At 44.5% G+C, this 12,700-nt stretch carries 13 protein-coding genes; all 13 read right to left on the bottom strand.

What is annotated here, in order from left to right; all coding sequences use genetic code 11:
- Nucleotides 1-44: 44 nt before the first annotated feature.
- The 13 genes from QF028_RS28875 to QF028_RS28815 all read right to left on the bottom strand — a co-directional run bounded on the left by QF028_RS28875 (nt 45) and on the right by QF028_RS28815 (nt 12,600).
- Nucleotides 45-1,064: a nuclease-related domain-containing protein gene (locus QF028_RS28875; RefSeq protein ID WP_429470888.1), complete on the bottom strand. Its 1,020-nt coding sequence runs from the start codon at nt 1,062-1,064 to the stop codon at nt 45-47.
- A gap of 609 nt (nt 1,065-1,673) precedes the next feature.
- A complete protein-coding gene (gene upp / locus QF028_RS28870; protein ID WP_168241286.1) occupies nt 1,674-2,303 on the bottom strand; it encodes a uracil phosphoribosyltransferase in 630 nt (209 codons plus the stop codon).
- A 332-nt stretch (nt 2,304-2,635) separates the two neighbouring features.
- Nucleotides 2,636-3,877 (bottom strand): serine hydroxymethyltransferase, encoded by a 1,242-nt coding sequence (gene glyA, locus QF028_RS28865; RefSeq protein WP_214712009.1) that lies wholly within the window; start codon nt 3,875-3,877, stop codon nt 2,636-2,638.
- 266 nt (nt 3,878-4,143) lie between these two features.
- Nucleotides 4,144-4,710 (bottom strand): TIGR01440 family protein, encoded by a 567-nt coding sequence (locus QF028_RS28860; RefSeq protein ID WP_429470885.1) that lies wholly within the window; start codon nt 4,708-4,710, stop codon nt 4,144-4,146.
- 48 nt (nt 4,711-4,758) lie between these two features.
- Nucleotides 4,759-5,205, bottom strand: a complete 447-nt coding sequence (rpiB, locus tag QF028_RS28855) for a ribose 5-phosphate isomerase B (protein WP_429470883.1) — start codon at nt 5,203-5,205, stop codon at nt 4,759-4,761.
- A gap of 171 nt (nt 5,206-5,376) precedes the next feature.
- A complete protein-coding gene (locus QF028_RS28850) occupies nt 5,377-5,814 on the bottom strand; it encodes a low molecular weight protein arginine phosphatase (RefSeq protein ID WP_429470881.1) in 438 nt (145 codons plus the stop codon).
- 86 nt (nt 5,815-5,900) lie between these two features.
- Nucleotides 5,901-6,458, bottom strand: coding sequence for a manganese efflux pump MntP family protein (locus QF028_RS28845; protein ID WP_168241290.1), 558 nt, complete (start codon nt 6,456-6,458; stop codon nt 5,901-5,903).
- A gap of 245 nt (nt 6,459-6,703) precedes the next feature.
- Entirely contained in the window at nt 6,704-7,747 is a 1,044-nt protein-coding gene (locus tag QF028_RS28840) for an L-threonylcarbamoyladenylate synthase (protein WP_429470879.1), read from the bottom strand.
- Between the two features lie 184 nt (nt 7,748-7,931).
- Nucleotides 7,932-8,378: a GNAT family N-acetyltransferase gene (locus tag QF028_RS28835; protein WP_429470877.1), complete on the bottom strand. Its 447-nt coding sequence runs from the start codon at nt 8,376-8,378 to the stop codon at nt 7,932-7,934.
- Nucleotides 8,379-8,540: 162 nt separating this feature from the next.
- A complete protein-coding gene (gene spoIIR / locus QF028_RS28830) occupies nt 8,541-9,470 on the bottom strand; it encodes a stage II sporulation protein R (RefSeq protein WP_429472587.1) in 930 nt (309 codons plus the stop codon).
- Between the two features lie 383 nt (nt 9,471-9,853).
- Nucleotides 9,854-10,840 carry a peptide chain release factor N(5)-glutamine methyltransferase gene (prmC, locus tag QF028_RS28825; RefSeq protein ID WP_429470875.1) on the bottom strand — a complete coding sequence of 329 codons (987 nt, stop codon included), beginning with the start codon at nt 10,838-10,840 and terminating at the stop codon, nt 9,854-9,856.
- Entirely contained in the window at nt 10,833-11,906 is a 1,074-nt protein-coding gene (gene prfA, locus QF028_RS28820; RefSeq protein WP_168241296.1) for a peptide chain release factor 1, read from the bottom strand. The genes prmC and prfA overlap by 8 nt, the downstream gene beginning before the upstream one ends.
- A 181-nt stretch (nt 11,907-12,087) precedes the next feature.
- Nucleotides 12,088-12,600: a hypothetical protein gene (locus QF028_RS28815; RefSeq protein WP_429470873.1), complete on the bottom strand. Its 513-nt coding sequence runs from the start codon at nt 12,598-12,600 to the stop codon at nt 12,088-12,090.
- Between the last annotated feature and the right edge of the window lie 100 nt (nt 12,601-12,700).

The following is a 12,700-nucleotide window of genomic DNA, read 5'->3' as shown; positions in this document are numbered from 1 at the left end:
CGACTATTTTGGGAAACGGGTATCGGGTATCGGGTATTTCCTATTTACCCGGTGGGAATCGTGTATGCGTTGATTTCCTTTTCATCGAGCGGGCACAGGAGTTGATTTTTTGGAAGTGTGTATTTTGTTCCTCGTTTAGATCCATTAGACGTGAGGTTAAGCGCCCTTAGTTGTTTCCCTGCTACAAAGGTGGATTTAATATGTGTAAACTCAGCAAACTGCTTCCTCGTAATCATCGGTCCAATCAAGAGAAAATAATCATCTACAGTTGGAAAATGAGCCGTTTTTGAGATTAACAGGCAATTAGGACAGTGCCAATTTGCTGAATAATAGTCCATCGTGACGTTTTGACACTTAGGACATAACACTCCAGTTATAATGTCGTCTTTTGATAATTTGTAAGTTTGGAGAATATCAGGAATAGGAGTTTGATGGAGGGCTAAAAGGAGGTCCACTAATTGACTGGTTTTTCTTTTGCTAAACACGGGTTTTTGATACTTCATTTCAAGCTCTTCCAGTTTGTCCAGAAGTGACTCGGCATAAATCAACTCATTGAAAATTTGCTGATTGTCAGGAGTTGTTTCCACTTTAGTCGTCGGTTTACTGATGATTACCACTTTTTCAATTGGCAAACCCTGCATTTGCATCTTTCTGAGCCAATTTACGAATTGCAGTTTCTGCCTTTTCACCTGAAGAATTGGATTCGAAATGCCCTCTTCTTCATTATTAAATTCCTTGGTTACATGATTGGTTTCCTTGTTAAAAATCAATTTCTTCGATAGATTTTTGACTTCTGCCATGAAGATAAACCTCTGTGAAAGTATCACTAAATCAATTTGGAATGCCTTCTTGTCAGTTAGCCGCAGGCCATGAAAAATGTAATATTGTTCTTCGGGCAAAAGCGAAAGATAGTAGCTGCATTCCTTCTCGCCGTAGTATCCCTTCAGCCACGATCTTAAATCGCGTTCGACTGTCGGTCTGATTAGATGATTTTTCGATATCCTGCGGAGTATCGCCATACATTGGTAAGCTTGAATTGGTAACTTCAGTTCTAAAACGACCATATACATCACCTCTTTTTATATATTCAGTGGTAATTTCTATTAAAAGATTAGATATCCTGCTTAAAAATTAAGCAAATTATATCTTTTTAGTGAAATATAGTCGTTTTGCCGTTCATTTTTTAGGTCTATTTCGGTTCTTGTTATCGATTTTTGTTCTTTATTCGAGTTTAAAATTGTTCTCGTTGAAGTTTTGTGCCAATTCTCGGTGGTTTTGTGCCATTTTGGGCAGGTTTGTGCCGATTTCTATAGTTTTGTGCCATTTCTAAGAGGTTTTGTGCCATTTCCAAGGTGTTTTGTGCTATTAGACATATTTTCCCAAAAATGAACCCTTTTTTTAAAAATAAATGGGTTCCAGTATGGATTTTCTCTTATTTCGAGAAATATATCGGGTTCCAAAAAGGATTTTGTATTTTTCGAAAAACAATTTGGTTCCAGTACAGATTTTCCTTTTTTAAGAAAAATAATTTGAGTTCCAAAACCGATTTTTTATTTCCCAAAAAAACAATTCAGGCTCCCAATCTCATTATTTTTCCAAAAACAATTGACCTATTTTTAATAAAACCAACAAAAAAAAAGCCGAATAAGCTCGACTTTATTTCAAACGGTATCCTATTTCGTTCCAAACAACCGATCTCCTGCATCACCAAGGCCTGGGACGATGTAGCCGTGGTCATTTAATTTCTCATCCAAAGCAGCGATATAGATATCCACGTCCGGGTGGGCTGACTTTACTGCTTCCACGCCTTCTGGTGCTGCAATTAAACACATAAATTTGATATGTTTCGCGCCGCGCTTCTTCAAGGAGCGAATTGCTTCAATCGCCGAACCGCCTGTTGCAAGCATCGGATCAACCACAATGAAATCACGCTCTTCCACATCACTTGGGAGCTTAATATAATACTCAACCGGCATCAAGGTTTCAGGGTCGCGGTATAAACCGATATGGCCCACTTTCGCAGCTGGGATTAATTTTAAGATGCCATCAACCATTCCGATTCCTGCACGCAAAATGGGCACAATCCCGATTTTCTTACCGGATAGAACCTTGGATTTCGCTGGGCAGACAGGTGTTTCGATATCGATATCCTCAAGCTGCATATCTCTGGTAATTTCAAACGCCATCAGTGTCGCGACTTCATCGACAAGCTCGCGGAATTCCTTTGTTCCTGTGTTTTTATCACGTATGTAAGTTAGTTTATGTTGAATGAGTGGATGGTCGAATACGAATACCTTGGCCATAATCATCGCTCCTTATTTTAAATTATAAACACTTCGTCTCATTTTACAGAAAAAAAAGGCAATGAGCAAATAGAATTCAGCACTTTCAACTAGTTAGATTTTTCAAAAAAAATCGGCCTACGATAGGCCGATTTTCTGTTGCTAAAATAAGAAAGTATAAGTTTTTGAACATAGACAACTGTCTAGCTCCAGCGCCCTAGCGGCTAGTGTCCTTCGCTCTCCACTCTACGATAAGTCAACATCGAATCACCTTCGGCTCTTCGTGTTTCCTTTATCTCAGTTGGAGCGCTCCAGGCCATACGCCGCTGAAAAGGGCGCTTGCGCTTTTCTTATTAATATTCAGGATAAAGAGTAAATTTGCTTGTTAATGCTTCGACACGGCCTTGAGCTTCTTCAAGTTTCGCCTCATCTTCATGGTTCTTCAAGGTAAACGCGATAATTGAAGCGATCTCGTCCATATCTGCTTCAACAAAGCCACGGCTTGTCACTGCTGCCGTACCGATACGGACACCGCTTGTTACAAACGGACTTTGCGGGTCAAATGGAATTGTGTTTTTGTTAACCGTGATGCCAACCTCATCCAGGACCTTTTCAGCAACCTTGCCAGTTAATCCAAGCGTCGTTACGTCCACTAACAAGAGGTGGTTGTCCGTTCCGCCGGATACTAACTTCAAGCCTTCTTTTTGAAGACTTTCAGCTAAGCGCTGAGCGTTCGTGATAATCTGACCAGCATATTCTTTGAAGCTTTCCTGTAATGCTTCGCCAAACGCAACAGCTTTTGCAGCAATGACATGCATTAGTGGACCGCCTTGAATACCTGGGAAGATCGATTTATCAATTTTCTTGCCGAATTCCTCTTTGCAAAGGATCATCCCGCCGCGTGGACCGCGTAATGTTTTATGCGTAGTTGTGGTAACAAAATCAGCGTACGGTACTGGGTTTTGATGCAAGCCTGCTGCAACAAGTCCAGCGATGTGCGCCATATCCACCATGAGGTATGCACCGACTTCATCGGCAATCTCACGGAACTTTGCAAAGTCAATTGCACGCGGGTAGGCACTAGCACCAGCAACAATCATTTTCGGCTTGTGCTCGAGTGCTTTTGCACGCACATCATCATAATTGATGCGGTGCGTTTCTTGGTCCACACCATATTCAACAAAGTTATATTGAACACCACTGAAGTTAACTGGGCTGCCGTGTGTTAAGTGGCCGCCGTGGGATAAATTCATGCCAAGCACGGTGTCACCTTGCTCTAGAACTGTGAAGTAAACTGCCATATTAGCTTGTGCACCTGAGTGAGGCTGCACGTTCACGTATTCCGCTCCGAAGATTTCCTTTGCGCGGTTGCGGGCTAAATCTTCGACGATATCAACATATTCACAGCCGCCATAATAGCGTCGGCCAGGATAGCCTTCTGCATATTTGTTCGTTAAAACGGACCCCTGGGCTTCCATAACTGCTTCACTTACAAAGTTTTCTGAGGCTATTAATTCGATTTTTGAACGTTGACGACCTAATTCTTTTTGAATCGCTTGAAAAACCTGTTCATCAGCTTGTGGCAAATGCTTCATGACAAAAATCCCCCTTATATGTAAGTAAATTAGATACTTTTCGAAAATTCTTTTTTATTTTAGCAGAAACACCCTTAAATTAAAAGAGAAACATTTTTCGGTTTTTAATTATATTTTATACCTAAAGTGAACATCTTTATACATCAGTACGTTATTTTCCGAACGAAATTAATTTTCATCACATAAACATTCGTGTTTTAGCATAATGTATCAAAATTTACCAGAATATAAAAAACTTTAATGATGGTGCCTGACACCCAAGTTTATTAAGAGCAGCTCGTGTTTTCCTGATTCCGTTCGTATACGGCTCTTGCGCCGCCGATCAGTTTCGGGCGTACTTTGGCGAGTGTTACATGGGCCTGTCCGATGCTTTTTTGCTTCACGCGGACTGGAACGGCGACATGTTTTAAGTGCATCCCGATGAGTGTGTTGCCGATATCAATCCCGGCATCCGCCTTCACGAACTCCACTACAACCGCGTCATCCATCGCTCCAAACGCGTAAGTCGCCATCGCCCCGCCTGCCTTTCGGACAGGGACAACCGAAACTTCATCGAACCGCCTTTCCTCCGCAACCGCACGTTCGACGACCAAGGCCCGGTTTAAATGCTCGCAACATTGGAAGGCAAGCGTGATCCCCGTCTCCGCTTGAAGGTTTTTCAAACAGCGGTAAATCATTTCCGCCACTTCAACCGTGCCAGAGGTGCCAATTCGCTCCCCAATTACCTCACTCGTACTGCAGCCGACCACTAACAGCTGCCCTTGTCTTAACGCACCCTGCTCTTTGAATTCCGTTAAAATCGCTTCCAGTTCTTTTTCACACGTTTGAATCATACGCCTTGACCTCCACTAAAAAATATTTCCAGTCCAGTCCGAGCTAAATTAGAGGTGCTTATCCTCGTATTCACCAATTTTTCCTATCCGGTTCGCATGACGGCCGCCTTCAAATCCACCCGTCAGCCAGATTTCAGCTATATCTCGGGCAAGGCCAGGGCCAATGACGCGTTCACCCATCGTTATGATGTTTGAATCATTATGAGCCCGCGTTGCTTTGGCGCTAAACGTATCATGGACCAAGGCACAGCGAATCCCTTTCACTTTATTAGCAGCAATACTCATGCCAATTCCCGTTCCGCAAATCAGAATCCCGCGGTCAAACTCGCCGCTCGCTACCTTCTCAGCAACTGGCAGCGCGTAATCTGGATAATCAACCGATGTTTCACAGTCACAGCCAAAATCCTCAAATTCAATCCCCAGTTCGTTAAGTAATTGCGCAATTTCCTTGCGAAGATTCACTCCGCCATGGTCTGATGCTAGTGCCACTTTCATGTGAAAAACCTCCTCTATTCTATTTATCTTTTACAGACTAGCCCCAGCTCCTCGCCACTAGTGTCCGTCACGAAAAGGGGCTTTGCTCTCCTGATTAATTTTGACATACTGCCACAAAAATATAAAGTTTCAATCAAAAAATAAAAGCCCTCTTCGAAAAGAGAGCATCTGTCACTTTAGTTTTCCAATTGTTTTATCAATTAATCCATTTAGTTCACGAAAGGTTTCTTCGTACATGGCGAGCGGTCCGCCGTACGGGTCGACGACATCATGATTGAAGCCTTCCCCGCTGTATTCCTTTAAGGTATATACCTTCTGACCCTCATGAGGGTATTGCTGCAGAATGGCCAACTTATGCGAAGATGTCATCGTTAGGATGAGGTCGGCCCATTCGACCTCATCACTCGTTAACAAACTGGAACGGTGATTGTGCACGATCCCATTGTCCTCCAACACCCTTTTTGCATGTGGCGATGCCTCACTGCCGTTCGCAGCATAAATTCCTGCCGACCTTACTTCGATCTCGTCGACCGCTTTATTTTTCAAAATCGCTTCTGCCATTGGACTCCTGCACGTATTTCCTGTACATACAAACAAAATGTGCTGCAATGTGTTTGCCTCCTTACAAGATTCTTATGTAATTTATTTTATCATATTTAAGTTAGGGATTCGAAAAGGTTGGCCGATCCCGCCCGTTAAAAGAAGGGAGCGAGCAGCTTTAAGCCAAAGGCCAGTAAAATAGCTCCTCCAAGTGCCTCACTATATGACCCGACCCAGCCCTGCATCTTGCGGCCAAGCAGCAGTCCCGCCCATGTTTGGATGGTTGCCATGATTCCAAAACACAAAATAACCATAATCGTCTTCGCACCATAAATGCCTAAGGTAAGCCCTACGGAAAAACTATCAAGACTCACACTCAAGGCAAAGAGCAGCAAGCCGAAACCAATTGGGGAAATAACCTTCTCATCGCTCTTTTTGAGGGTGGACCAAACCATTTGCACACCGAGTAAAATCAGCAGAAAACCGCCGATAAAGGTCGCAAAGGTACCAAATTTATCTGATAAAAATTTCCCAGCAATTAAGCCAAGCAGCGGCATCCATACATGGAACAAACCGATCGTGATGCCAATATTAAAAATTTTCTTGAGCCGAAGTTTGTACATCCCCATGCCAAGTCCGACTGAAAATGCATCCATCCCTAGTGCAAACGCCATTAACATAAGAGTTACTATTTCGCCAATCATTTCAGACATTCGGACCCCGCCTCCTTGGACTAACTACCCTAGCATATGCACGTCCAAACTAATTTAGAAGTCTTGTTGGGGAACTGGAATATTGGCCGCATACGTCTATTATACCGCTTCTTCCACGTTTCTAATTCCAAAATTTGTTACATAATGGTGTTTGCGACCACATTTAATTGGTGCCTGACACCAAAAAATTGGTGCCTTACACCGAAAAAAAAAACACCAGGTCCCCTCACCGGAGAACCTAGTGTTTATTCAGCGATTAGTTTATTTCCAGCGGCTTTCTGAAGGCGGTTCATGATTGCATTTCCGACACCTTCGTTCGGAAAGATCTCACTGTAAATGACATCGACCTTTTCTAAATTAAATTTTCGCAGCGTATCATAAAGCGCCGCGGCAACGGTCGTAAGTTCTACCCGCTTCCCGCAAGCTAGCACCACATCCGCTTCATACACATCCGCCTGCTCTTCCGTTGTCAGCACCCCGACCCGCAACCCCTCCATCCGTTTTTCTTCTATTAGACGCTGGAGAAATTTAGTGGTGCCTGACACCATAAATAGCGGTGCATTCGGGGCGTAATGTTGGTATTTCATGCCTGGGGCTTTCGGCCGCGCCGCCTCGTCTGTTAACGCGGCATCGACACGAACTTCACCGAGCACAGCCTCAAGCTGCTCCTTCGTTACCCCGCCTGGTCTTAAGATAACCGGAATCGCTTCCGTGCAATCAATGACCGTTGATTCCACGCCAATTCCTGTTGCCCCGCCGTCGATCACCCCAGCAATTTTCCCATTTAAATCGTCAATGACATGTTGGGCCTTCGTCGGACTTGGTTTGCCCGAACTGTTGGCGCTCGGGGCAGCAATCGGCAGTCCACAACTTTTCAACAACGCCAGTGCGACAGGGTGGTCCGGCATCCGCACCGCAACCGTCGACAATCCCGCCGTGGCCGTTTCCGCTAGGACGCCTTCTTTCTTTTTAAAAATAATCGTCAGTGGTCCCGGCCAAAATGCATCCATCAACACTTCTGCCTTGTCAGGAACCTCAGTTACAAACGTGCTCAGCTGCTTTTTTTCAGCGATGTGGATAATTAGTGGATTATCACTCGGCCTTCCTTTGGCTGCAAAAATCTTCCCAACCGCCAGATCACTTTCCGCGTTCCCACCAAGACCATAAACCGTCTCTGTCGGCAGGGCAACCACTTCGTTATCCCGTAAAAAATTCGCTGCATCCACAACTTGTGGATTATTTTCAAGATTATCCACATACTTATCCACTTTCCAGACCTTTGTGTTCATAGTTATCCACCTTTATCTCGAATGAGTCTATTAGCGAAATTTGGCGAATTTAGTCACCTAGACTCATATTTTTAGCTCAATACGTTTGAAAGTATAAAAGAAGGTGGGTATAAAAACAAGTGTTATCCACAAATTGTGCACAACTTCCTTGAAAAAGTGGATAACTTTGTGGATATACCCACAATTATAGTGAAAATTTCAAAAATATAGAGTTATCCACATTTAAAACGTGTCGAATATGTTCAGATTGATAAAATTCGCTGGGTATATCCTCACGATCCACTCTTTGGAAGCCCATTAATTCGAAAAACGGTAAGGCCACGCTCTTATTTGTTGCCAAAAACAAACCTTTCATCCCTTTTTCTTTCGCTAATTGCACCATTTGATCAAAAAGAACGAAGATTTCCTTTTCAGCTTGGCCAGGTGTCACAACGAGTGAGCGCAAGAGCCCGAACTCCGTGAAAGCCTCCATGCCAAGCGAACCCTTTAAGGTGCCCTCCTCATTCTCTAGCAGCAAAAAATAGTCAATCGTTTCATCTGTTAGTCCATCCGTCCCCAGATTGGCTCTGGATAAAAACGCTCGTAAACTGCCCAAGTCTTGTTTATTTGCTCTGCGAATCAATGCCTGCATCGCTTCCACCTCTTCTTTTAAGATTCTACTCTATGGATATGGATGAGCTAGAACAAATAGAACCGCTAGATTTGGGAATCTAGTAAAATTTTATTGAAGAAACGACCACAGCCTCGCCGCATTTTTCCACACAAAAAAACCAGCCCCATTGCTGGACCTGGTCTAATTAAACATCTTCTCCCACATCTCTACGACGAAAAACTTCACTTCCACCGGCTTTTCATCTTCAGCAGTATACACGGGCGCATCCTTTTTAGCCAACTTCACTGGCTCATCATCAACCTCAACCATTATCTCATTGAACACCGGTGCATCTTTTTCAATCAGCCTCTCCGGCTTCTTCATTTCTTCTTCGTTCACAGTTGCGGCTTTTTCCTCTTTTTCACTCTTTACCTCAACCTCTTTTTCTACCTTAACCGCAACCTCTTTCTTATCCTCAACTGAGCTTGCTTCTTCTTTTACTTCTTCTTTTACCTTTTCAACCGTTGCCACTGTTTTGGCCTTTTCAACCTTTTCCTCCGATTTAGCAGTAGCAGGAGTCACTGTTTTTGCCTTCGCCTTTTTCTCTCCTTCAAAGCCATCACTGACAGCTACACCATTTGAAAAATCAAGGAAGCATAATGGCGGGTAAAGCACACACCACCAGTTCGCGCCTTCCCCGCTCCCGAGCGTAATCAAAATCGCTTGATATTCTCCGGCAGGATATAAAAATTGACCATATAATTTCGTCGGAAACTGAACCTTGCCAAACTCCACTTTCACGGATTGATCAGACCCTTGGTCGCGGACCACTTGTTCCGAAATCGCTTGAATCTCAGGAAGCTTCGACTTGATGACCGTTCTTGCTTTTTCCATTGACGTTAAATCCTGAACCCACAGGGTAATCTGCGCATTCACCGCATCGCGCACTTTCCGTTTAATGGCCTGATCTTCTTCAAAATCACTATTCGCAAGAATCCTAAGCCGAATCGCTTCACCAGGAATCACAATCGATTCTTTCGACGCGGCTTCCGTCTTCGGCATATATAAACTCAACATCGTCCCTAAAGACAAAACGATTAGATATCCCCAAACAATCACTTTACTTTTCAATTCTAGCACCGTCCCTTCGATACCTTCATTTTGGACAAAATGCCAGAATCTTAAACTATTAAATTTTGATATTTTCCAAAGAAACGATTGCATGTGCTTCCACTCAAAAGGATAAAATCTAATATATTGAAATCCTCACAGAAGAATAAAGTAACCGAACTGCAGATTAACACCATTATCACCTGCTCAGCTAACAGTACCCAAATCGTAGAAAACAAAAAGAAATATGCATTTTGTAACGTATACCAATTTTCCAGGTCCCGTAATAACTCCAAAATCAAAGAAATGACATCCTATCTAATTGAACTATAAAAAAGCTCAGAGCCAACATACTCTGAGCTTTTTTATGGTTTTCATTATAGTATTCGCCACATCAATGGAACCTAAGCCCCGAAGCCGATCTCCGCAAACACCATCCGGTCCTTGCCATTCAAATCATTCACGATCTCTACCTGTGCATTGGCAAACGCTTTTTGAAAAAGCTCCGCTACCGCTTCGCCCTGACCGGCCCCAATTTCAAACCCAACCAGTGCACGCTTCTCCAATACTTGCGGCAGCTCAACCATAAAGCGGCGGTAAAAATCCAAGCCATCCGCCCCCGCAAACAAGGCCCGGTGCGGCTCATGCTCCGTCACAACCTCCGACATCGCCGTCATATCACCGAGCGGAATATACGGTGGATTCGAGAGGATCACATCAAACCGAGCCCCGCTCTTCATAAACGGGCCAAGCAAATCCCCCTGAACAAACTCCACCTCCGCCCCAAGCCGGGCCGCATTCTCCCGCGCCACAGCCAGCGACACCTCCGCAATATCAGTGCCTGACACCAATAACACTGGCTCGATAGGAGAATTGGTACCTGACACCATTTCCAACGGCTTGATAGGACTATTGGTACCTGACACCATTTCCCCTAGCATGATGGTACTATTGGTGCCTGACACCCGAAGTTCCGCTTCTTCCAGCTTCATGGTAATCGCGATGGCACCGCTCCCGGTCCCGATATCCGCTAACCTGATAACCTGCTCTCCACTGAACAGCCGCTTGATCCGTTGAAGTGCACCGTAGACAAGTTCTTCCGTTTCCGGCCTCGGGATCAGCACCTCTTCATTGACGATAAACGGGCGCCCGTAAAACTCCTCCGTGCCGATGATATATTGGACCGGCACACCCTTCACGTGTTCACCAACCGCTTTTTCAAAGACTTCCCACACGCCCGGCGCTAACTCATCACGCATATTCGCAAACAACTGCGCCCGCGACATCCCCGTAAAATGGCGAAGTAACAGCTCCCCGGCATTCTCATCACGACGCGCTGAAACTAAAAAAGAAGAAGCCCATTGGAGAGCTTCATAGACTTTTTTACTCATTAGAGGCACTTTCCAGCCTGCGCGCTTGATCATCCATAATCAACGCATCGATGACATCATCGAGCTTGCCTTCTAAAATTTGATCGAGCTTTTGAATCGTCAAGCCGATGCGGTGGTCCGTCACCCGGTTTTGCGGGAAGTTGTACGTACGAATCCGCTCCGAACGGTCCCCCGTACCAACCGCAGATTTACGGACAGAATCATACTCTGCCTGCGCTTCCTGTTGATACTTATCATAAATTCGTGCCCGTAAAACCTTCATCGCTTTATCTTTATTCTTGTGCTGCGATTTCTCATCCTGAATCGAAACCACGATCCCAGTTGGAATATGCGTTAACCGAACCGCTGACATCGTCGTGTTAACGGACTGTCCGCCGGCGCCACTTGACGCAAACGCATCAAAACGGATATCTTTATCGTTGATTTCCACTTCTAATTCTTCCGCTTCCGGCAAACAGACAACCGTCGCCGTCGACGTATGAATCCGGCCGCTTGACTCCGTCTCCGGAACACGCTGCACACGGTGTGCGCCGTTCTCATACTTCAACTTCGAATAAGCCCCCTGGCCATTAATCATAAAACTAATTTCCTTATAACCGCCAAGACCAGTCGGGTTCGCATCAATCAATTCCGTCTTCCAGCCCTGCGCTTCCGCATAACGGCTGTACATGCGATATAAATTCCCAGCAAACAAGGCCGCTTCGTCTCCGCCCGCTGCCCCGCGGATTTCAAAGATAACGTTCTTGTCATCATTCGGATCCTTTGGAATCAACAATAGTTTCATCTTAGCTTCTAACTCAACGATTTGCGCTTCCAGCTCATTAACTTCTTCCTTCACCATTTCACGCATATCCGCATCCAACTTCTCATCCAGCATCGCCTTGGCATCCTGAAGCTGTTCGCGCGCCTCTTTATATTCACGATACGTTAGTACAGTTTCTTGTATATCAGATTGTTCTTTTGAATATTCACGAAGTTTCTTTGAATCATTAATAATTTGTGGGTCGCTCAAAAGTTCATTCAACTTATCATAACGATCTTCCACCGATTGAAGACGATCAAACACGGTCTATTCACCTCAATTTTTTGTCCATAACATTCTAATTATAGTATAGGTGAAAACAACCGTCAAAACCAAATTAAGGGGAATTTTATTCACGGAGTGATTTTTCAGGTCAAAATCCTTTTTTAAAAAAGGAACTCAGGCTACAGCCGTAGAAAAAACATGCCCTGATAATCAGAGCATGCTACCTTCGATCTTCTTTGACACGTACTTCAATATTATACCGCGGCAAGGCCTGGATTAGTTTCTTATGGAGTCGTGCCTCGGCATTAATTTTTCCCCGCTCAGACTGCATTCCTTTTTTATAAACAGAAACCCACATCCGGTCGCCGTTGATCCAGATGGAATCGGCCGTAAACTCATCGGAATCCGCGATAACCTGCTTGGCCTTTTGGATATCGTTGCCTTGATTATTCGCACCAGCTTCGCTGCCGCTTCCTGTCCCCTTCAGGTCAAGGAAGTTCGGATTTTGATTGGTGATATCATCTTCGACCATATGCTGCTTATTCTTGCCCCTATCCGACATATTTGTCGACGTGTTGCGGTCATTGCCACGATTGGATATATAATTGGGTTTGGATTGGTCACTCCGTAGGTCATACGCCTCTTCATTCCCATGATTCCCACCCCGATTTCCGTCACAGCCGCTTACTAAAAACAATATACTTAATGAGAGAAACAACATAAATTTTTGCATCTTACACCTCCCATTACTATCATGCCCGGTCACGGCAGCAATAGGTCGAGTGAATTCTTTCCAAGTCCGGGGGGCGGAATTTGCGGTCCCACAAGTGATT

The sequence above is a fragment of the Neobacillus sp. B4I6 genome (genome assembly GCF_050434045.1).
In the GTDB taxonomy this organism is placed as follows: domain Bacteria; phylum Bacillota; class Bacilli; order Bacillales; family Cytobacillaceae; genus Neobacillus.
The sequence above is the reverse complement of the archived record's forward strand: the minus strand, read 5'-3'. Positions and strand labels throughout refer to the sequence as shown.